The organism is Flavobacterium humi, assembly GCF_004745595.1.
In the GTDB taxonomy this organism is placed as follows: Bacteria; Bacteroidota; Bacteroidia; order Flavobacteriales; family Flavobacteriaceae; genus Flavobacterium; species Flavobacterium humi.
Genome location: NZ_SRLH01000001.1, coordinates 252234 through 274227, shown reverse-complemented (window position 1 = coordinate 274227; position 21994 = coordinate 252234). Strand labels below are relative to the sequence as shown.

The following is a 21994-nucleotide window of genomic DNA, read 5'->3' as shown; positions in this document are numbered from 1 at the left end:
TGTGCAAACGATACACAAGGCTATGCAAATGATACACAAGGCTGTGCAAACACTACACAAGGCTATGCAAACGGTACACAAGGCTGTGCAAACACTACACATGGCTATGCAAACGATACACAAGGCTGTGCAAAGAACTTATTATTGTATAATCAGTTTTTTAGTGATTGATTGCTCATCTTGCGAAAATGTAACCATATACACGCCTGCCGGCAACGAAAGATCGAGATGGCTGTCATGCTTGTAGATTCCGCTGTAGACCTTGATTCCGGTCGTCGAATAAATATCCAGAGGGACATCGGTACTTACTCCTGAAATCATGATGTAATGATTTGCCGGGTTGGGATACAGGACGATTTTGGAGGCTTCGAAATCCGGATTCGACAAACTGGCAGACCAGGGAACGGTTGTTTTGGTGCCCCAGATATGATCGGCAAGGTCCGGATGGTCAATAAACGGATTTCGGTTGTATTGCCAGGTGTAAATGTAATTGTTGCGGTGCATTTCGAAATCATCTGAAGGATCTGATACGTTCCAGGCCAGCAATGTAGCCAGGTCCCCGATAAAACCGTCAGGGTTTTGCGCAGGGTTGCCATTGACAACATTCAGCCCGTTGTAGCGGACGCACATATAAAAAACAGCCCGCGCGACATCGCCGTGCCAGCTTCCCTGATTTCCGAGGGGACCGTTATAATCGGAACCGTAATTTCTTTCGTTGCGGGAACTGTTCTCGGGGCCGTCTTCTGCCCGGATGTGATGGGCATCGGCATGACCGGACAAAATATCGTCAGCATTGGTAGGCAGCCAGACATTGATACCATCGGCCGTGCCGGAAGTCCCGTCTGTAAAACCGCCGCGGGACTGGCAGTAAATATGCTCCCGGTTCCAGGTGCCGATGTTGCTGCTACCGGTTTGGTAATCGAGTTTGGCCCGAGGTGCTTCGACGTACATCATCCAGACCTGGTTGCTGTTCTGGGGATTTTGGTCGGCCACTTTTAAAATATCGGTTACATCGCCATAATTGTGGGCCCTTACCACTGAAGGATTGGCAATAATATCCTGGAGGGCTTGTTTTAAAGCGGCGCCGGACAAACCTTCGAGGCTATCGTAATAACCGGCAGGCATTGTGTTGGCAACCAAGCCGTGTGTAGGATTAAGCGGTGTCCCCCATGGTGCGGTGGTAAAATCATTATCAATAACCCTGATGTCAATATTGTCGTTCATTTTGACAAAACCGGTTGGAATGGCAGCAAATTTGATGCGCAGGATTTCGTCTCCTTCATCAAAGGCATCATCTACCAATTGAATGGTTTTTGTGGCCGTATTGGAACCTGTAGCGATGAAAACGGAGGTGCTTCCTGTGTAATCGGCTGTGGTAAAGGTCCCGTTTGCCAAGGTAAAATTGAAATTCAGGTCTGCGGTGACGTTGGTTTGTGTGGTAAAGGTAATGTCGAAACTTTGGTTTTCATTTTTGTGGGAAGTATTTACGCTAATGGTAATCCCGTTGTAAATATCGCCGCTGCCATCGTTGTTGGCTCCGGGCGTTGGGGCTTTGGCTTCGTACGTCCCGTCTGTTTTACGCTGGATGGATTGTGAAGTGGCTAAGGCCGAAGTGGCGCCTTCGTCATAGGATACGGTTTCGCCCAAGGCTGCCATTAAGGCTGTAGGGTCCGCATCATTGGTTTCATGAACGAGTGCATCAATAAGATTAGTCATTGTAGGTGATGAATTGGTCGGGAAATCCGATCCGTTGCCCCAATATAAAGCGACTGCGTCCGGGCCGTTTTGGATGATACTGTCAAAAGGCAAATAGCGGTTGGGCACGGGAGATAACAGGCTGGCGCCGATGGTAGCGATACCGTTCGAATTTGTGGTGATACCGTCTAAATCCATGGTAAGGTAACTCTGGTTATTGGCCCCGTTGAAAAAAACCAGGACATAACCGTCAAGCGATGTGTTTGGCACGGTCGATTTGAGCTCGATAAACTCCTTATCGTCTGTGGAAGGCGTATCGGAATCCAACTCATTGATCACAACCTGCGAGTATCCGATGTGGGTAAACAATAAAAGCAACAGTAATTTTTTTATCATAACCTTAAAATTAGGGAACGCAATATATTACTTTTATAGTAGGAATGAGGATTTTATGCAAAAATTGACAATTCTTTAATCTTAGGAAAATAAATTTTCAAACTATTAAAAATCAATAATTTAACATCTTATAAATGTACAAAAAAGAGTTTGACCGTAATTAAGATACACTTAAAAATACGCCGAAGCCTTATATAAACTTGATAATTGTATTACATTGCGGTTAAATTAATCCTGAAAAACTTGAACGTATCCTTAAAAGCATCTTTTGTATTTGTTTTCCTGCTCATAATGACCAAAAATTATGGCCAGCAGGAAATTAAGATGACTGTTGTTTTGGACACTGTGGCCCGTTCGCTGCAGGTTGGCCAGTCTATCCGTTTTACCAATACTTCAAACGTACCTATTAGTAAGATAGTCCTTAACGACTGGAATAATGCTTATTCGGATAAATATTCCCGCTTGGGGAAACGGTTTTCAGATGAGTTTGTGAGGAGTTTCCACCTGGCTAGTGAATCGGAAAGAGGAAGGACGGAAATAGGCAAATTGCTCATAAATGGTTCAGAAGCAGGCTGGAACCGATTGTTGGGCCAGGTTGATATTGTCGAAGTTGCTTTGCCTTCACCCTTGGCACCGGGCCAGTCAACAGATCTTGAAATATCGTATGCACTGAAAATCCCTGATGCAAAGTTTACCCGTTTCGGATATGACAAAGGCAATTATTACCTGAAAAACTGTTTTTTATCTGTGGCCAGGATTTCCGAAAACGGCGAATTTGCCACCTATAGCAACGAAAACCTGGAAGATATCGCCAATGCAACAATTGAAAAATTAACACTCGATTTTACCTTTCCGGAAAAATATAAAATCACCTCCGGGCTTGCCATAGCAAAGGAATCGCTCACAGGAAACGGGAACACAGTCTCTTTTACCTCCGGAAATACCACCGATATCCAGTTTGCCATTGAGAAGAATGCCAGTTTTGAAAGTTTTACCAATGACCAGGTGCAGGTAGAAACCAACCTTTATGATTCGAGGCTCAACGGAATCCAGAAAGCAATAGTCATAGACCGGGTCGTTACGTATGTTTCGGCTAATTTGGGGAAATTGCCGACAGGCAAAATCATGGTTTCGCAGGTAGATTACGAACGGAATCCTTTTTACGGACTGAACCAGCTTCCGGCTTTTTTGAGCCCGTTCCCGGATGAATTTATTTATGAAATCAAGTTTTTAAAAGCCTATCTGTACAATTATCTGAAGTCGACACTCACCATTGACCTTCGCAAGGAAGGTTATATTTTCGATGCGATGCAGGTATATCTGATGATGAAATACATTGAAGACAACCACCCGGATATGAGGCTTCTAGGAAACTTATCTTCTTATAAACTGACAAAAAGCTACCATATTGCCAACGCGCAGTTCAACCAGCAGTATAACTTCTTGTATTTGCTGATGGTGCGGAAAAACCTGGACCAGCCTATTGGCGATTCGAAGGAAACCTTTATCAAATTTAACGAACAGATTGCCGGGAAATACAAAGCAGGGCTTAGTTTTATGTACCTGGACAAATACCTTGGAAATGGAGAAGTTGAAAAATCATTCCGGGAATTTGTAAGCCTTTCCAAAGAGCAGAAAACAGATGCCAAAACCTTTGAAGCCATTGTCCAGAAAAACGCAGGCAAAAACATAGATTGGTTCTTCCCGAATTTAATCTATTCGAATGCGCTCATCGATTATTCGTTTGGAAAAAAAGAAAAAAGCAAGGATTCCATCTCGGTAACCATCCATAAAAATTCAAAAGAGTCTGTACCTGTGACACTTACCGGCATAAAAGACCGAAAAGTCATCTTTACAAAATGGCTTGAGAATATGGCTACGGACACTACTTTGGTTTTTCCAAAACATTATGCCGACAAACTGGTTTTGAACCAAGGAAACGAATTCCCGGAAAACAATTTAAGGAACAATACCAAGTCTTTACGGAGTTTTTTCTCCCTGAACAGGCCTATAAAATTCAATTTCCTCAAAGACCTGGAAGACCCGAAATACAACCAGGTATTTTACGTTCCGGACGTGGGCTACAATTTATATGACGGTGCTATCATTTCCCTTAATTTCAAAAACAAATCATTTTTGGAGAAGCCCTTTTATTACAATATCAGCCCGAGTTATTCCACCAACACCAATTCGCTCACAGGACTTGTCGCTTTTTCCTTAAACCATCAAATCAGGAATAAAAAGCTATATGGCATCCGTTACGGAATTGGCGCTTCTTATTTCCATTACATCCAAGATGCCGCCTATACCAAAATAAGCCCATCCATCCAATTCCGGTTCCGGGACCTGGACTTACGAAGCAATAAAAAGCAATTTGTCACCTTACGGGAAATAATCGTAAACAAGGAAAAATCACCTTTGATAAGCCCTAAAAACCAAACACCGCTTAATTATTCGGTTTTTGACGCCAGTTATTCGTACCAGGATTTTGAAATGGCCAAAGGTTTCGGGCTTGGATCCGATTTTACCTTTTCTGGGGATTTTGGCAAAATGACCTCTGAGATTGTGTACCGGAAACTTTTCGCCAATAACTACCAATTAGGATTCAGGGTATTTGCCGGTATGTTCTTGTATAATAAAAACCTCAATACCTATGCATTTGGGCTTGACAGGCCTAAAGACATCCTGTTCGATTATAATTTTTACGGAAGATCGGAAAATACCGGTTTTTTCAGGCAACAGATCATTATTGCAGAAGGCGGTTTCAAATCAAAACTGGATAACCCTTTCGCCAACAAATGGATGACTACGGTAAATGCCACTTCTTCTATCTGGCATTGGATTGAATTATATGGTGATGCCGGTTTTTACCAAAACAGGAACCAAAGCGTGCAATTTGCTTACGACAGCGGAATCCATCTTAATTTGGTCCCGGATTATTTTGAACTTTTCCTGCCGGTTTATTCTACCAACGGATTTGAATTGGGGCAAAAAAATTACCAGGAAAAAATACGTTTTGTAGTGACCTTCACACCAAGGACCCTAATCAGCCTTTTTACCCGAAAATGGTTTTAAATCATTATAGATTTTATATTTTATTGAATTTTATTTGTTAATTTTTTACTTTTTGAAACAAATCAACAATTAAACCTTTGTAATCAAACTTAAAATTACATATAATTCAAAAATATTTTTCGCAATAGATGTACATCATATATAGTTTTTATATAAATTTGTACTTATTACATTGATAATTTTATGATACAAGTGGAAGAAAAACAGCCGTTGACTTTTGAGGATTTCAAAACCGAAGTGATTAATGATTATAAAATTGCCAGGATAAGTCGCGAATGCAGTCTTTTAGGAAGAAAAGAAGTGCTTACGGGCAAGGCCAAATTCGGGATTTTCGGCGACGGGAAAGAAGTTCCGCAGCTGGCATTGGCGAAAGCTTTTAGAAATGGCGACTTCCGCTCCGGTTACTATCGGGACCAGACTTTTATGATGGCTATCGGCCAGATGACCATCCAGCAGTTTTTTGCAGGCCTTTACGGCCATACCGATTTGGCTCATGATCCAATGAGCGCGGGCCGTCAGATGGGTGGGCATTTCGCTACGCATTCCCTTGATGAAAACGGAAACTGGAAAAACCTGACACAACAAAAAAATTCAAGTGCCGACATCTCTCCTACAGCCGGGCAAATGCCTCGTTTATTAGGATTGGCGCAGGCCTCGAAAATATACCGAAACGTAAGCGGGATAACCCAAACCAATTTCTCCGAAGAAGGGAATGAAGTGGCATGGGGAACCATCGGGAACGCCTCTACCTCTGAAGGCTTGTTTTTTGAAACCATCAATGCAGCCGGGGTTTTACAGGTTCCTATGGTAATGAGTGTCTGGGACGATGAATACGGTATTTCGGTTCATGCCAAATACCAGACGACCAAAGAGAATATTTCTGAAATATTGAAAGGTTTCCAGCGCGATGAAGACAACAACGGCTATGAAATCATGACCGTAAAAGGCTGGGACTACCCTACTTTGGTGGAAACTTATCAAAAAGCATCGGATATTGCAAGGGAACAGCACGTCCCTGTTTTAATCCACGTTCAGGAATTGACGCAACCTCAAGGGCATTCTACTTCAGGATCCCATGAGCGCTACAAAAATGCGGAACGTTTGGGATGGGAAGCTGAATTTGACTGTTTATTGCAGATGCGCAATTGGCTTGTTGAAAACAATTTAGCCACTCCTGATGAATTGGATGAAATTGATTCCCAAAGCAAAAAAGATGTTTTAGAAGGAAAAAAAGCAGCCTGGAGCGCTTTTGTAGAGCCAACTAAAGCTGAGCAGCAGGAATTGGTTGCTTTATTGACGTCTGTATCGGCTAGCAGCGAGAATAAAATTTTCATTGAAAAATACGCCAACGACCTGGCTTCGATAAAAGAACCAATCCGAAAAGATATTATTACTACGGCCCGCAAGGTTTTGCGCTTGATCGTAAAAGAAAACAACAAGGCCCAACTAGCCGCTTGGATTACAGCCTATACCGAAAAAATCCAGCCGAAATTCAGCTCGCATTTGTTTTCACAATCGGAAACTACGGTATTTTCTGCGAAAGAAGTATTGCCAACCTATGACGATACAGCTGAAGAAGTAGACGCCCGTTTGGTCCTACGTGACAATTTTGATGCTATTTTCAGCAAGTACCCTGAAACTTTGATTTTTGGAGAAGATGCCGGAAACATTGGTGATGTAAACCAAGGTTTGGAAGGGATGCAGGAAAAATACGGAGAACTTCGCGTGGCCGATGCCGGAATCCGTGAAGCGACCATTTTAGGACAAGGAATCGGGATGGCTATGAGAGGCCTTCGCCCTATTGCCGAAATCCAATATCTAGATTATCTTTTGTATGCCATTCAGATCATGAGCGATGATTTGGCTACCTTACAATACAGAACGGCGGGCCGCCAGAAAGCGCCGCTTATCATCAGGACCCGAGGACATCGTCTGGAAGGGATCTGGCATTCCGGTTCTCCTATGGGGATGATTATCAATGCGATTAGGGGAATTCATGTTTTGGTTCCTAGGAACATGACCAAAGCTGCCGGTTTTTACAACACCTTATTAGAAACCGATGAGCCTGCACTTGTTGTAGAATGCCTGAACGGTTACCGATTGAAAGAAAAAATGCCAACCAATTTAGGCGAATTCAAAACACCGATCGGTGTAGTAGAAACAATTAAGGAAGGAAGCGACATTACCCTGGTTTCCTACGGATCGACATTGCGTTTGGTGGAACAGGCTGCGAAAGAACTGCTGGAAGTAGGAATTGACGCAGAAATCATTGACATCCAGTCATTACTTCCGTTTGACGTAAACCACGATATCGTGAAATCAGTAGCCAAGACAAACAGGCTATTGGTCATTGACGAAGATGTACCCGGAGGTGCTTCGGCATACATCCTGCAGCAAATCATAGACGATCAGAAAGCTTATAAGCATTTGGACAGCAACCCTGAAACATTGGCTTCAAAAGCACATCGTCCTGCTTATGGTACTGATGGGGATTATTTCTCGAAACCATCCGTAGAGGACATTTTTGAAAAAGTCTATGCGATCATGCACGAAGTCAATCCGGTTCAATACCCAAGTTTATACTAAAAAATAAAGGATATACTTTTTAAACGCCGGAGGGAATTTTCCTCCGGCGTTTTCATTTATGGAGCCTTGCCAGCCTTCTCTTGCTTCTTTCATCTTGCTTCTTGCTTCTATTCTCTATTTTTCCTTTTCTTTTCTATCTTTTATACGTAAATTGGTTTCTTTTACGTTACTATTACAAATACCCTGATAATGAAAAGGATACTTATATTATTTTGTCTTTTTTGCCTGTTTTCCTGCAAAAGTAAAAAAGCCGTAATTGAAAAATCAATTGTGATCGTAAACCTGAGCGATGTTGATGTTGCCAAAAAAAACAGGGCATACGATGTTGGGCAAAGGTTGTTGGAAACGTGCAATACGTCACGCTTCAGGCCGTTTTCCAAAGAAGAAGCCACAGAAAAAGTAATTCAGAATGCTACAATTGAAAGGATTTCGGCCACTTGCAAAAAAATCAATATCAGGAATGGAAGGTTCCTGTCTTTAAACCTGATAGATGTCATGCACGATGAAGTGAATGACCAATACATTTTCCGGTATAACATCCGTTATGAGAAAAAATACTTCAAGCGGGAACTGACGGTTGTCGTAGATCCTGACAACAGGGTCTCGGCCATTTCAACCAAAGAAGTAAAACCAAAACCTTTATAAAAAAAACATATAACCATTCATACTACTCCGGGCAGCCTGTTTGCCCGGTTTTTTATGGCAAACGATGAAATCGCTTTTCTTAAAAAAAAGTTAAAATATACTATTGCAAAACCAAATTCAGGTTCGTTGCGTAAATCCTTTTATAACAAAAAATTATAAAACATGAAAACACAAAAATTTTTAACAGCGGCCCTTCTCGGAATTACTTTAACATTGGGACTAACCGCCAATGCACAAAAAACGGTAACAGTGGGTGGAGCTCCTATGTATCCGGCGAAAAATATTATTGAAAACGCTGTCAATTCAAAGGACCACACTACTTTGGTAGCAGCAGTAAAAGCCGCAGGTTTAGTGGAAACGCTATCCGGAAAAGGGCCGTTCACCGTTTTTGCCCCAACCAATTCTGCCTTTGACAAACTACCCAAAGGAGTTGTAGAAACCTTACTCAAACCAGAAAACAAAGAAATGCTCCAAGGCATACTGACGTATCATGTCGTAGCCGGGAAAATGGACAGCAAAGCCATCGCGGCAGCTATAAAAGCCGGAAACGGGACTGCAGAATTTACAACTGTTCAAGGTGGTAAGATCTGGTGCAAAATGATGGGCAAAAAATTAGTCATCACTGACGAAAAAGGAAACCAATCTATAGTAACCATTGCAGATGTTTACCAATCAAACGGAGTGATCCACGTAGTTGACGCTGTTATTATGCACAATTAACGATCGTAGCTATCGTATTAAAAATCCCTTTTTGCAGGGATTTTTTTTATTCTTAAATCATTCGGCGAACAGATATCATTATATTTGTTACGCCAAAATAAAACGATTAAATCCAGAGAATGAAAATAGTAGTATCGCCAGCCAAATCATTAGATTTTGAAAAAGTTTTGCCTAACGGCCAGTTTTCAAAACCTGCTTTTTTAAAGCATACCAAAGAAATTGTTGCTGTCCTGAAAAAACTCAAACCCAAAGACCTTTCGGAATTAATGGATATTTCCGAGAACCTGGCAGAACTGAACTGGCAGCGCAATAAAAAATTCAAAACGCCTTTTACTCCCGAAAATGCACGGCCGGCCGTATATACTTTCAATGGTGATGTTTATATAGGATTGGATGCTTTTACGATTCCTGAAGAAAAACTGCCGGTACTCCAAAACAAGCTCCGCATACTTTCGGGCCAATATGGGATTTTGAAACCTTTAGACCTCATGCAGGCTTACCGTTTGGAAATGGGCACGCAGCTGGTTGTGGGAGAACACAAGAATTTATACGGTTTCTGGAAAGAGATCATTACCAATGCACTAAACAAAGAATTGAAAAAAAACGAGCTATTTGTTAATTTGGCCAGCAATGAATATTTTTCGGCGGTGGATGCCAAAAAGCTGAAAGTACCCGTGATTACTCCTGAATTCAAAGATTATAAAGACGGAAAACTGAAAATGATATCGTTTTTTGCCAAAAAAGCCCGCGGGATGATGGTACGCTATATCATCGATCATGATATTGAAACACTGGAAGGCTTAAAAGGTTTTAATTATGAAGGCTATGCTTTTGATGCCAATTTGTCAAAAGGAAATACATTGGTTTTTACGAGATAGGTTTGCGTGAGGGATAGCAGTGGAAATCCTTTTGAATGTGAAGCGCAAGCGCAACATACAAAAGATTGCAACGGATAGCCCGACCCTTGTGGTCACGCCATAGCAAAAAAAATCCCGCCTTTACCGGACGGGATTTTGTATTTTTAGTCATTCATCGAGATGAGGAATTCTTCATTGTTCCTGGTTTTCTTGAAGCGGTCGTTTATGAATTCCATGGCTTCTACCGGGTTCATATCGGCCAGGTATTTGCGCATGATCCACATTCTCTGGATTGTTTTCTCATCCAGCAATAAATCGTCGCGGCGCGTGCTGGAAGAAGTCAGGTCAACCGATGGGAAAATACGCCTGTTGGCAATTTTACGGTCTAACTGAAGCTCCATATTTCCGGTTCCTTTAAATTCTTCGAAGATCACTTCGTCCATTTTTGAGCCGGTTTCCGTCAGTGCCGTTGCGATGATGCTTAAGGAACCGCCGCCTTCCACGTTACGGGCTGCCCCGAAGAAACGTTTCGGTTTTTGCAAGGCATTGGCATCTACACCTCCGCTCAATACTTTACCGGAAGCGGGCTGAACCGTATTGTAAGCACGGGCCAAACGGGTAATCGAATCCAGCAAAATAACAACATCATGGCCGCATTCCACCAATCGTTTTGCTTTTTCAAGCACTATGTTGGCGATTTTTACGTGCTCCTGTGGTTCCCTGTCAAAGGTTGAAGCCACTACTTCACCACGTACACTGCGCTGCATATCAGTTACTTCCTCAGGACGCTCGTCAATTAGCAAAACCAACAAATATACTTCCGGGTGATTGGCCGCAATAGCATTGGCAATGTCCTTTAAAAGCATTGTCTTACCGGTTTTTGGCTGTGCCACGATCATACCACGCTGCCCTTTTCCTATTGGTGAGAACAAATCGATAATCCTGGTGGAGATGGAACTTCCTTTTTCGGCCAAACGGAATTTTTCAGTTGGGAAAACCGGTGTCAGGTGTTCGAAAGAAACCCTGTCTCGCACTACTTGCGGATCATGGCCGTTGATTTTCAAAACTTTAACCAGCGGGAAATATTTCTCTCCTTCTTTCGGAGGACGCACCACTCCTTTTACGGTATCTCCAGTTTTTAAGCCAAACAGCCTGATTTGTGAGGTAGAAAGGTAAATATCGTCCGGCGAAGCCAAATAATTGTAATCGGAAGAACGCAGGAAACCATAACCGTCAGGCATCATTTCCAAAACACCTTCGCTTTCTATAATTCCTTCAAACTCGTAATCCGGTTCCCTGAAATTATTGTTCTTTTTGTGTTTTGCGTTCGGATTGTTGTTTTGTTGGTTTGGATTGGCCGGCCTAGGATTGGCCTGATTAGGGTTTTGGGCGGAATTTTCAATTCCTTGAGCCGGTGCCGGAGCAATTTCTACGGCTGTTTCTTCTGTGGTAACTTCAACGGCAGGTTTATTGGCCTTATTGTGGGTTTTATGTGATTTGTCAACTTGAGTGACATTGTTTTCGTCTTTTTTGAACCTGATAACTTTAGGCGGACGCTGTTTTTTGTTGTCTACAACCGGTTTTGGGGTTTCCTCAAACGTTATTTCCTGTTGTGGAACGTCTTTTTTTACCGGGGCACTATTGTTTGCTTTTGCAGGCTTGGCGTTACTGATCCTGGCTCTTTTTGGCTTTTCAGCTTCGGTATTGGTTTCAGGGGTTATTTTTTCGGGTGCAATCTTTTCAGGATTTGCTGCCTGGTAATCTAAAATTTGATAAACTAATTCATCTTTTTTAAGTGTTTTGAATTTAGCAATTTTAGCAACTTTAGCAATTTCTTGTAGCTCGGAGAGCTTCATTTCTTTTAAAACAGAAATATCAAACATAAATAGATGTTAGAATTAGAATTAAGTTAATTTGGATGATAGATGGATTGAGATTTTTTTTGAAACTTATGTTCCGAAGTATGAAGTGCTTACGGATTGTTATTGCAATATTACAAATTTTATTTAAGTAAACAATAGTTTTTTATCAAAAGAAAATATATTTTTGTTACATAATACTACTTTCATAATGATTCAAAGAATTCAGAGTATCTATTTAGGATTGGCGGTCATAATGACCGGTGCCTTGCCTTTTGTTTTCCATTTGTGGAAACTTGAGAATGGCGCACCTTTCTATTTCATGCAAAGCATGTTGTATACGGTTCTTTTCGGGTTGGGCACTACCCTGTCCCTATTAAGTATATTATCATTCAAAAAAAGGCAAAATCAATTTGTGATGAACAGATTGAACATAATATTGAACTTAATTTTACTAGGATTATTTGTGTATCGTACACTAAACCTACCTGGAGAAACCGCGGTTTCCGAGAAGGGTATTGGGATGTTTCTTCCTATCGGGACTATCTTTCTGTTGGTTTTGGCCAACAGAGCCATCAAGAAGGACGAAGATCTCGTAAAATCTGTGGATCGATTAAGATAAACCTTTCATCTTAGTTTATTAGTGCGAGAAAAATCCGTTCCGAATTGTGAACGGATTTTTTGTTAATTTTAAAGACAATCCCCTTTCTTCCAAAATATTTTTTCTAACTGAAATTAGTGAGGTAAAAATCATTAAATTTAGGTATTTCAAGTAGATTTTTATTCCCCTACATTTGAAACATCTTTTAGACATTATGGAAAATAAAATTAAAATACATTTAGCCGATGACCATCAGGTACTTATTGATGGCATGCTGGCCGTTTTAAAAACAAACAGTAATTTCGAAGTTGTCGGGTTTTCGCTAAACGGGGAAAATCTGGTAGAAAGAGTTGCCAAAAACGGTACCGATATCTTAGTGATGGACATCAACATGCCCGAGAAAGACGGCATACAGGTTTTGCGGGAATTTAATGAGAAAGGATTTACCTGCAAAGTGATTGTCCTATCCAGTTATGACGATGCCAAACTTATCAAAGAAGTGGTCAAACTTGGCGCCAGCGGATACCTGACCAAACAATGCGCGGGTGAGAATATTATTGATGCCATCCGTACTGTTGCAGACGGCGAGCAATATTTCTCTTCTACCATAAAAGATAAGATTTTTAATATCTTCACCAATAATTCCCAAAACCAGGCAATGAATACTGAGGAAATCATCTCAAGCATCACGGCCCGGGAATTGGAGATCCTGAATCTTATAAGCCAGGAGAAAAGCGGAAAGGATATCAGTGAAATGCTTGATATAAGTGTCAACACAGTTGAAACACACCGCAAAAACCTGATGAAAAAACTAAACGTGAAAAGTTCTGTTGGATTGGTAATATTTGCTGCCAAACATAACTTGATTGAAAATTAAACATTTAAAAACCAAATATTATGACTTACGACATGCTAGGGGCCTACTCTTTTGAACAAATCAACGCAACTGATTTTTTAGTTTCATTCCAGATTCCGGACAATACTTTTTTTAACTTGTCGGAAACAAGCGGTGAATATACTATCGCCATAAAACTGAATCCTGGCGAAAAAGAACCTTCTACAACTTTCAGGGGTGACACGGTAACCATACCGTATATAAGCAATGTTCTTGACGTTACCTTCGAGCAATACGAAAAAAGCGGCTCTATCATCCGAAAACCGAGAACCACCATTGAAGAATAATTTCTTTTATACTAAATTATCCGCAATCCTGTTTTTGATTGCTACACAAATCTGTTTTGGCTTTTCATCCCCAACACCGGGGATGAGGGCCGAGACGGATTCTATTGCGATATACCTGGGGAATAACAACGCCATCAAAGCCCTTAATTATGTCCGCAAAAAATCGGATTCTTATCTGGAAAACAAACAATATGATGCCTATTGTGACATCATGATTAAAAAATCGGAATTATTCCGGAAATTCAACGATATCGAAAACGCCCTAAACGTACTTCACGGTGTACGCGATATTGCCGAAAAAAACAACCTTCTTGAAAAAGAAGTACTGATTTACAGGGGCCTTGGCAACCTAAACGGCCAAATATTAGAATATACCAAAGCCAAAAAATACCTCAATAAGGCTAAAACAATTGCCGCCCGCCTGGGCAATAATGAGCTGCTGCTGAAATCCTATCAGGGACTGCTCAAAATCCATTATGACACACAATCCGACAGTATTGAATATTACTTAAAGAAGATTGATTATTACAGTAAAAAATCGTCTGATGTAAACGAAAAATATAAAAACTACAGCAATTTTTCCAAATATTACATCGCACAGGGAAATGACCTTCTCACTAAAAAATATTTAGACAGCACCATTGTTTTGGCCAAACAAACCAAAAACAAGGATTACATAGCGGCCACCAATAATGATTTCGGCATTTTTTATATGAATGCTGAGAAAAACTATCAAAAAGCCATCCAGCAGTATTTTGAAATATTGAAATTGTATCCGAAAATGGACAACCAGCAAGTAATCGGAAATGCCTACCTGAACATTTCGTACGCCTATGACAAGCTGGGAGATTATAAAAACGCATTGCTTTACAACGAAAAATACATCGATGCCATTGAGGGTATTTCTTCCGGGAGACTGGAAAAAATCAATCAGGAAATCGAAACCAAATATGCCATCAACAAAGTAGAAAACGAATACAAGGAAAAAGAGAAGCTCCTCACCGAAAGGCAGGCCCGAAACCAGAAAATATTGCTGCTGTTTGCTTCCTTATTCATACTGGCCGGTTTCATCTTTTATTTTTATTACCAAAACCTGCTCCTGAAACAGAAAAACAGGCTTAAAGACATAGACAGTAATTTACAGTTCAAGATCATCAGTGCCACTCTTGACGGCCAGGACCAGGAAAGGAATAAGATTTCCGGGATCCTGCACGATCATGTAAGTGCTTTGTTGTCTTCGGTAGGTTTGCATTTGTCTGCTTTTGAAAGCAATTTAAACAAGGAGCAGATTGATGATTTGAAAAAAACAAGGACACTGCTCAAGGATGCACACGATAAAGTAAGGGATTTGTCGCACGAGCTGGTCCCTCCTCTTTTAGTAAAGCTCGGGCTTCAGTTTGCCTTGAAGGATTTATGCGAAAACAATTCCAATTCCTTGCTTCATTTTGAGTTTTTCTCCACCTTGCCGAAAGACAGGCGGTATAATCCCGAATTCGAGACCAAAATGTATTTTATCGTTTCGGAGTTGCTAAACAATGTCATCAAACACAGCAATGCTTCCAAATCCAAATTGAGCCTGGAAGAGTTGGGCAACATGCTCCACATTACCATTGAAGATAACGGTAAGGGGTTTGAGGCGAAAAACATCAGCAAATCCAACGGTTTTGGTATCACTCAGATCCGTGCGCGCGTCAAAAACATGAATGGGGACATGGAAATCAAAACAAAACTCAACGAAGGGACAAAAATCATCATCAACGTAGACCTCTAGATCATTTTTTTCCTAATTCGATGATTTCCAGGTCCTGGATTTTGTCCTTATCGATGGTAAACCGAAGCATTGTCCTTACGGCATGGAAACCGCTTTTACCGGCGGCGCCAGGATTCATATGCAGTAAATTCAGTTTTTTATCAAACTGGACTTTCAAGATATGGGAATGCCCGCAAATGAATAATTTTGGGGGATTTGATTGCAATTCTGCCCGGATAGCCGGATTGTATTTGTCGGGATAACCACCGATATGGGTAATCCAGACGGCAACATTTTCGCACATAAAACGATTATGCAACGGAAATTCCAGCCTGGCTTTCGCATCGTCAATATTGCCATACACAGCCCTTAAAGGCTTCAATTTTTGAATGGCATCGGTCACTTCAAGGCTTCCAATATCCCCGGCATGCCATACTTCGTCGGCCATAGCGGCATATTTCAAAATCGTTTCGTCAATATGACTGTGGGTATCAGACAAAAGCAGTATTTTCTTCAAGGCAGTAAATTTATCCTCAAAGATATAAAATTAGTATCTTTGCGCACGATGAAAAAAGTATATTTGGATAACGCATCCACCACACAAATAAGAACGGAAGTAGTTGCTGAAATGGCCAAGGTTTTAGCGGAAGATTTTGGAAATCCGTCATCAACACACGCTTTCGGAAGGAATTCCAAAAACCTGATTGAGCTTTCCCGCAAAAGCATTGCCAAAAGCCTGAATTGTTCGGCACAGGAAATTATTTTTACTTCCTGCGCTACCGAAGCGAATAATTTTATCATTAAGTCCTGCATCAAAGACCTGAAGGTAACCCGCATCATAACCAGTAAAATAGAGCATCATGCCGTTTTGCATACGGTACAGATCCTTCAAAGCCAAAACCCTGTTACGGTTGAATATGTCAATGTCCTGCCTTCGGGAGAAATTGATATCGTGCATCTTACTGATTTGCTTTCCGTTGAAGGAAAAACTTTAGTGAGCCTGATGCATGTAAACAATGAAATAGGGACTGTCCTTTCTTTGGAAAGGATTGCCAAAATCTGCAAACAATATAACGCTTACTTCCATACCGACACGGTACAATCCATTGGAAAAACTGCTTTGGATTTACAGGTATTGCCTGTTGATTTCCTGGTAGCGAGTGCCCACAAATTCCATGGCCCGAAAGGGATCGGCTTTGCCTTCATACGAAAAGGTTTGGTACTAACGCCTTTATTGCTTGGCGGCGACCAGGAAAAAGGATTAAGGGCCGGGACTGAAAGCGTGCATAATATTGCCGGCATGGCAAAAGCTTTGGAATTGTCATACACTCATCTAACAGAAGAAGAAAAATATATTTCAGGATTGAAAGAGTATACTGTTTCACAACTCAAAACTCATTTTCCAGGCGTAAGATTCAATGGGGATCCTGCTACAACATTCTATAATATCCTGAATGTCCTTTTGCCTTTCCCGGAAGAAAAAACTGCCATGATCCTATTCCATCTTGATATGAAAGGGATTGCGGTTTCCAGGGGAAGCGCCTGTCAGTCCGGAAGTGTCAAACCATCGCATGTTTTGGCAGAAATCCTCGCAGACGAAGACCTGAAGAAACCTAGTTTAAGGATTTCATACAGCCATTATAATACTTTGGAAGATATTGATTACCTGATTGAAAACCTGAAATTGATCTAGTCGATGGAAAAGTCCCTTCTTATTGCTTTCCTACTGGCTGCATTTCCTATATTCTCACAGGAATTTGATATTCAAGGACATAGAGGTTGCCGGGGTTTACTGCCGGAAAATTCCATTGAAGCCATGAAAAAAGCGGTAGACCTGGGCGTGACTACATTAGAACTTGATGTGGTCGTATCGGCGGATAACCAGGTATTGCTTTCACACGAACCTTTTTTGTCGCATGAGATATGCCTCGACCGCAATGGAAATGAAATCACGGAAGCCAACGAAAAAAACTTTAACCTGTACCAAATGGATTATGCCACCATTCGTCAGTGTGATTGCGGATCCAAAATACATCCAAGGTTTATTGACCAGGAAAAAATCAGGACATACAAGCCTCTTTTATCGGAAGTTATCGACAGCGTTTCCAATTATATCCGACGGAAATATCCTAAAAAACATATTTATTATAATATAGAAACCAAAAGTGCTGCAGAAGGAGATGACGTATTCCATCCTAAACCGCATGCTTTTGTTGACCTGCTCTTAAAAGTCCTTCGGGAAAAACATATAACTGATAGTGTTTATATTCAATCGTTTGATGTCAGGACTTTGCAATACCTGCATAAAATAGAACCCGGAATTAAAACTGTCTTATTGGTTGAAAACCGGCTTTCCGTAGCACAGAACCTAACGATATTAGGCTTTAAACCAACAGTATACAGCCCGGAATTTATTTTACTCAATCCTGAAAACGTGGCATATCTCCACCAAAAGAAAATAAACGTAATCCCCTGGACGGTAAACGAAACGGCAGACATGGAAAAGATAATCAACATGGGTGTTGACGGTATAATATCAGATTATCCGAACCGCTATTTTGATTTGATCAAACGTAAATAAACAGTTTAGATTTTTTTCTGCCCTGACTCCTACTTAATAAACAGGTATTTATACGTTAAACCAGCCATTCCTATTGTGTTATTTTTGTAAGATTATAACTATAAACAAAATTACAACACACTATGGAACCTATTCAAAACAACATTCCTCCAGGATGGAAAGGCGGATTCGCAGAGTCAAACCCAGCCTTTGCCTATCCCAATCCTGACCTTTCCTCATTGCCTTTATTGGACAATATGGCCAATATTAACTTATTACAGCGGCAACAACCTGTAAAATGGCCGGAGTTTAGCTGGGAAACCGAAAAAGGACAGCTCGATCCCAAAAGATGTTATACGATGTTCGCGCCTTATATTTCAAGGCTAGGTTATACCGATGAAGGAAGGGTTTATTCCATCATATGCCCGCAACAAGGGATTTACATCCATAAAATTGGCTGTATGAATGTGGAAGTGACCGTTACCGGGCAAAGAGGCTGGGCCAATGAAACCAATAAGGAAATTGCCGCCGATATGACGGTGGTAGGCAAAATCTGGTTTAGCCCGAGCGCGCACCAAAATTATTTTGTTAAAATGTTATGGGACCTTTTTGCGCATAGCGACCTGCCGTTCCCTTCCCACAAATCACATGCAATCGTAGTAACGACACATTTGTCCGGCAATCCTGACCAGCCGGTATTTCCGGTACGTACGGGGATATCGGATTTATTTCCAAACCCCGATTTTGCCCTTCATTATGATGTAGCCTGGTCTGTCGCCAATATTGCGGTAGAAATCGGGCCGATCCAAAAAACCGGCGTTGCCCTTGTGGATGATTTCAACCAATTGATCATGGATGCTTTCAACTTAGCTTCAGGCAATATGCTCCAACCCGGTAATTTACTATCATGGAACGTCTGGTTTTCAGAACCGGCATTGGTAGACCAGGAAGAATGGCGGACCCATGCCGAGCGATGGAGGAAATCTATCGATGAAGGACACGGAAGCCCTTTTGGTGACGGAACAGTTCCGAAGTTTTTTGACGGCACTCCTTTTAACGCTGCCGAAGAATTGATTGAAGAAAAGATCAAGGAAATTTTCGAATGGCTAATCAATCATCTTATGAAACATTGATTTTTAATCGTTTTTACAGAAAAAGGAATGGCTCAAACCGTTCCTTTTTTATTTACCTTCATCTTCAATCAGAAAAAAATCGATTATCAGACATAAAAAAAGCTACAACTGTTTCTGTTGTAGCTTTTCCATTGATACGCATTCACATCAGGAAATCTATCCTAACCCGAAAACTGATCATTACCTATTTTTAGAATGGCATCAGCATAACGTTGATACGCAAATCTTGTGTTGTGCCATTTGTTTCATTTAAAAAGATCTCGATAGAAGTTGGAGTCACATTCGCAATTACAGGTGTTTCGACATCATTATCGTCATCAGGAGTGCCAAGGCTGATAAGGCTGATCATCGGTACAAAATTCGTATTTCCCTGATCTGCAAAATATACTGTGATCGTTGAAGCGCTTCCGCTGTTGGATTTAGTAGCGAAAGTTATTCCTCCACCAACAGCAGTACTGATACCTGAAGCAACATCGCCAATAAGTACATAACCCGAAGTCATTCCTACATTTCCTGCCGGGCCTTGTGGGCCTTGAGGACCTTGTGGGCCCATAGGACCAGTAGCACCATCGATACCGTTCAATCCTGCTGGCCCTTGTGGACCCATTGGACCGGTTGCTCCGTCTAATCCGTTGACACCATCGATACCGTTCAATCCTGCTGGACCTTGTGGACCCATTGGACCGGTTGCTCCATCCAAACCGTTAATACCATCGATACCATTCAAACCTGCTGGACCTTGTGGACCCATAGGACCTGTGGCACCGTCTAATCCGTTAATACCATCGATACCGTTCAAACCGGCTGGACCTTGTGGACCCATTGGACCTGTTGCACCGTCTAATCCATTGATGCCGTCAATACCGTTCAAACCGGCTGGACCTTGTGGACCCATAGGACCGGTTGCTCCGTCTAATCCGTTGATACCATCAATACCGTTCAATCCTGCTGGACCTTGTGGACCCATTGGACCTGTTGCACCGTCTAATCCGTTGATACCATCGATACCGTTCAATCCTGCCGGACCTTGCGGACCCATAGGACCGGTGGCTCCGTCTAATCCATTGATACCATCGATACCATTCAATCCTGCTGGCCCTTGTGGACCCATTGGACCGGTTGCACCGTCTAATCCATTGATTCCATCAATACCGTTTAATCCAGCTGGACCTTGTGGACCCATTGGACCGGTTGCTCCATCCAAACCGTTGATACCATCAATACCGTTCAAACCTGCTGGACCTTGTGGACCCATTGGACCCGTTGCACCGTCTAATCCATTGATGCCGTCAATACCGTTCAAACCGGCTGGACCTTGTGGACCCATTGGACCGGTTGCTCCATCCAAACCGTTGATACCATCAATACCGTTCAAACCTGCTGGACCTTGCGGACCCATAGGACCGGTTGCACCATCTAATCCGTTGATTCCATCGATACCATTCAAACCTGCTGGACCTTGTGGACCCATTGGACCTGTCGCGCCGTCTAATCCATTGATTCCATCGATACCGTTCAAACCTGCTGGGCCTTGAGGGCCCATTGGACCGGTTGCACCGTCTAATCCATTGATTCCATCGATACCGTTCAAACCTGCTGGGCCTTGAGGACCCATTGGACCTGTAGCTCCGTCTAATCCGTTGATACCATCGATACCGTTTAATCCTGCCGGACCTTGAGGACCCATAGGACCAGTTGCTCCATCCAAACCATTGATTCCATCGATACCGTTCAAACCGGCTGGACCTTGTGGACCCATTGGACCAGTAGCTCCATCCAAACCATTGATACCGTCAATACCGTTCAAACCGGCCGGACCTTGTGGACCCATAGGACCGGTTGCACCATCCAAGCCATTGATACCATCAATACCGTTTAAACCTGCCGGACCTTGTGGACCCATAGGACCGGTTGCGCCGTCTAATCCGTTGATACCATCGATACCGTTTAATCCTGCCGGACCTTGAGGACCCATAGGACCAGTTGCTCCATCCAAACCATTGATTCCATCAATACCGTTCAAACCGGCTGGACCTTGTGGACCCATTGGACCGGTTGCACCGTCTAATCCATTGATTCCATCGATACCGTTCAAACCGGCTGGGCCTTGAGGACCCATAGGACCGGTTGCTCCATCCAAACCGTTGATACCATCGATACCGTTCAAACCTGCTGGACCTTGTGGCCCCATAGGACCGGTTGCACCGTCTAATCCGTTAATTCCATCAATACCGTTCAAACCGGCTGGACCTTGTGGACCCATTGGACCGGTTGCACCGTCTAATCCATTGATTCCATCGATACCGTTTAATCCTGCCGGACCTTGCGGACCCATTGGACCTGTGGCACCGTCAATACCATTTAATCCTGCCGGGCCTTGAGGACCCATAGGACCGGTTGCTCCGTCTAATCCGTTGATACCATCGATACCGTTTAATCCTGCCGGACCTTGAGGACCCATAGGACCAGTTGCTCCATCCAAACCGTTGATACCGTCAATACCGTTCAAACCGGCCGGACCTTGTGGACCCATAGGACCTGTGGCACCGTCAATACCATTTAATCCTGCCGGACCTTGTGGGCCCATTGGACCTGTGGCACCGTCCAAACCGTTTAATCCTGCCGGGCCTTGAGGACCCATAGGACCGGTTGCTCCGTCTAATCCGTTGATACCATCGATACCGTTTAATCCTGCAGGACCTTGAGGACCCATAGGACCAGTTGCTCCATCCAAACCATTGATTCCATCGATACCGTTTAATCCTGCTGGCCCTTGTGGACCCATTGGACCTGTTGCTCCGTCTAATCCGTTGATACCATCGATACCGTTTAATCCTGCCGGACCTTGAGGACCCATAGGACCAGTTGCTCCATCCAAACCATTGATTCCATCGATACCGTTCAAACCGGCTGGACCTTGTGGACCCATTGGACC

At 42.4% G+C, this 21994-nt stretch carries 16 protein-coding genes; 12 read left to right on the top strand and 4 right to left on the bottom strand.

Annotation, left to right across the window (positions count from 1 at the left end):
* Positions 1-141: 141 nt before the first annotated feature.
* Entirely contained in the window at positions 142-2091 is a 1950-nt protein-coding gene (locus E4635_RS01075) for an endonuclease (RefSeq protein WP_135524764.1), read from the bottom strand.
* A 243-nt stretch (positions 2092-2334) separates the two neighbouring features.
* Here E4635_RS01075 and E4635_RS01070 point away from each other — a divergent pair, with 243 nt between their 5' ends.
* The 5 genes from E4635_RS01070 to yaaA all read left to right on the top strand — a co-directional run bounded on the left by E4635_RS01070 (position 2335) and on the right by yaaA (position 9995).
* On the top strand, positions 2335-5166 hold the full coding sequence (locus tag E4635_RS01070) for a gluzincin family metallopeptidase (RefSeq protein ID WP_246020626.1): 2832 nt from the start codon (positions 2335-2337) through the stop codon (positions 5164-5166).
* 183 nt (positions 5167-5349) lie between these two features.
* Positions 5350-7752, top strand: a complete 2403-nt coding sequence (locus E4635_RS01065; protein ID WP_135524763.1) for an alpha-ketoacid dehydrogenase subunit alpha/beta — start codon at positions 5350-5352, stop codon at positions 7750-7752.
* A gap of 189 nt (positions 7753-7941) precedes the next feature.
* On the top strand, positions 7942-8397 hold the full coding sequence (locus tag E4635_RS01060; protein WP_135524762.1) for a hypothetical protein: 456 nt from the start codon (positions 7942-7944) through the stop codon (positions 8395-8397).
* A 162-nt stretch (positions 8398-8559) separates the two neighbouring features.
* Positions 8560-9117: a fasciclin domain-containing protein gene (locus tag E4635_RS01055; RefSeq protein ID WP_135524761.1), complete on the top strand. Its 558-nt coding sequence runs from the start codon at positions 8560-8562 to the stop codon at positions 9115-9117.
* 119 nt (positions 9118-9236) lie between these two features.
* Positions 9237-9995, top strand: coding sequence for a peroxide stress protein YaaA (gene yaaA, locus E4635_RS01050; protein WP_135524760.1), 759 nt, complete (start codon positions 9237-9239; stop codon positions 9993-9995).
* A 143-nt stretch (positions 9996-10138) separates the two neighbouring features.
* On the opposite strand, the gene rho is transcribed toward yaaA, so the two are convergent.
* Positions 10139-11857 carry a transcription termination factor Rho gene (rho, locus tag E4635_RS01045; protein ID WP_135524759.1) on the bottom strand — a complete coding sequence of 573 codons (1719 nt, stop codon included), beginning with the start codon at positions 11855-11857 and terminating at the stop codon, positions 10139-10141.
* A 187-nt stretch (positions 11858-12044) separates the two neighbouring features.
* On the opposite strand from rho, the gene E4635_RS01040 reads away from it, so the two are divergent.
* From E4635_RS01040 to E4635_RS01025, 4 genes are all read left to right on the top strand, one after another.
* The gene (locus E4635_RS01040) at positions 12045-12455 is read left to right on the top strand and encodes a DUF4293 family protein (protein ID WP_135524758.1); all 411 of its coding nucleotides are present in this window, start codon (positions 12045-12047) and stop codon (positions 12453-12455) included.
* A 193-nt stretch (positions 12456-12648) separates the two neighbouring features.
* The gene (locus E4635_RS01035; protein ID WP_135524757.1) at positions 12649-13311 is read left to right on the top strand and encodes a response regulator; all 663 of its coding nucleotides are present in this window, start codon (positions 12649-12651) and stop codon (positions 13309-13311) included.
* 20 nt (positions 13312-13331) lie between these two features.
* Positions 13332-13616, top strand: a complete 285-nt coding sequence (locus E4635_RS01030; RefSeq protein WP_135524756.1) for a hypothetical protein — start codon at positions 13332-13334, stop codon at positions 13614-13616.
* An 82-nt stretch (positions 13617-13698) separates the two neighbouring features.
* A complete protein-coding gene (locus E4635_RS01025; RefSeq protein ID WP_135524755.1) occupies positions 13699-15387 on the top strand; it encodes a tetratricopeptide repeat-containing sensor histidine kinase in 1689 nt (562 codons plus the stop codon).
* A 1-nt stretch (position 15388) separates the two neighbouring features.
* On the opposite strand, the gene E4635_RS01020 is transcribed toward E4635_RS01025, so the two are convergent.
* A complete protein-coding gene (locus E4635_RS01020) occupies positions 15389-15883 on the bottom strand; it encodes a metallophosphoesterase family protein (RefSeq protein WP_135524754.1) in 495 nt (164 codons plus the stop codon).
* Positions 15884-15931: 48 nt separating this feature from the next.
* Here E4635_RS01020 and E4635_RS01015 point away from each other — a divergent pair, with 48 nt between their 5' ends.
* From E4635_RS01015 to E4635_RS01005, 3 genes are all read left to right on the top strand, one after another.
* Positions 15932-17059, top strand: a complete 1128-nt coding sequence (locus E4635_RS01015; RefSeq protein ID WP_135524753.1) for a cysteine desulfurase family protein — start codon at positions 15932-15934, stop codon at positions 17057-17059.
* Positions 17060-17062: 3 nt separating this feature from the next.
* The gene (locus tag E4635_RS01010) at positions 17063-17947 is read left to right on the top strand and encodes a glycerophosphodiester phosphodiesterase (RefSeq protein ID WP_135524752.1); all 885 of its coding nucleotides are present in this window, start codon (positions 17063-17065) and stop codon (positions 17945-17947) included.
* A gap of 122 nt (positions 17948-18069) precedes the next feature.
* Positions 18070-19059, top strand: a complete 990-nt coding sequence (locus E4635_RS01005; protein WP_135524751.1) for a hypothetical protein — start codon at positions 18070-18072, stop codon at positions 19057-19059.
* A 190-nt stretch (positions 19060-19249) separates the two neighbouring features.
* On the opposite strand, the gene E4635_RS01000 is transcribed toward E4635_RS01005, so the two are convergent.
* Positions 19250-21994: collagen-like protein (locus tag E4635_RS01000; RefSeq protein ID WP_169630178.1), on the bottom strand; the 2745-nt coding region annotated here is incomplete at its 5' end.

Excerpts from the sequence above, each read along its gene's own strand:
- E4635_RS01075 (WP_135524764.1), bottom strand. The coding sequence starts at position 2,091 with ATGATAAAAAAATTACTGTTGCTTTTATTGTTTACCCACATCGGATAC.
- E4635_RS01065 (WP_135524763.1), top strand. The coding sequence starts at position 5,350 with ATGATACAAGTGGAAGAAAAACAGCCGTTGACTTTTGAGGATTTCAAA.
- E4635_RS01060 (WP_135524762.1), top strand. The coding sequence starts at position 7,942 with ATGAAAAGGATACTTATATTATTTTGTCTTTTTTGCCTGTTTTCCTGC.
- E4635_RS01055 (WP_135524761.1), top strand. The coding sequence starts at position 8,560 with ATGAAAACACAAAAATTTTTAACAGCGGCCCTTCTCGGAATTACTTTA.
- yaaA (WP_135524760.1), top strand. The coding sequence starts at position 9,237 with ATGAAAATAGTAGTATCGCCAGCCAAATCATTAGATTTTGAAAAAGTT.
- rho (WP_135524759.1), bottom strand. The coding sequence starts at position 11,857 with ATGTTTGATATTTCTGTTTTAAAAGAAATGAAGCTCTCCGAGCTACAA.
- E4635_RS01040 (WP_135524758.1), top strand. The coding sequence starts at position 12,045 with ATGATTCAAAGAATTCAGAGTATCTATTTAGGATTGGCGGTCATAATG.
- E4635_RS01035 (WP_135524757.1), top strand. The coding sequence starts at position 12,649 with ATGGAAAATAAAATTAAAATACATTTAGCCGATGACCATCAGGTACTT.
- E4635_RS01030 (WP_135524756.1), top strand. The coding sequence starts at position 13,332 with ATGACTTACGACATGCTAGGGGCCTACTCTTTTGAACAAATCAACGCA.
- E4635_RS01025 (WP_135524755.1), top strand. The coding sequence starts at position 13,699 with ATGAGGGCCGAGACGGATTCTATTGCGATATACCTGGGGAATAACAAC.
- E4635_RS01015 (WP_135524753.1), top strand. The coding sequence starts at position 15,932 with ATGAAAAAAGTATATTTGGATAACGCATCCACCACACAAATAAGAACG.
- E4635_RS01010 (WP_135524752.1), top strand. The coding sequence starts at position 17,063 with ATGGAAAAGTCCCTTCTTATTGCTTTCCTACTGGCTGCATTTCCTATA.
- E4635_RS01005 (WP_135524751.1), top strand. The coding sequence starts at position 18,070 with ATGGAACCTATTCAAAACAACATTCCTCCAGGATGGAAAGGCGGATTC.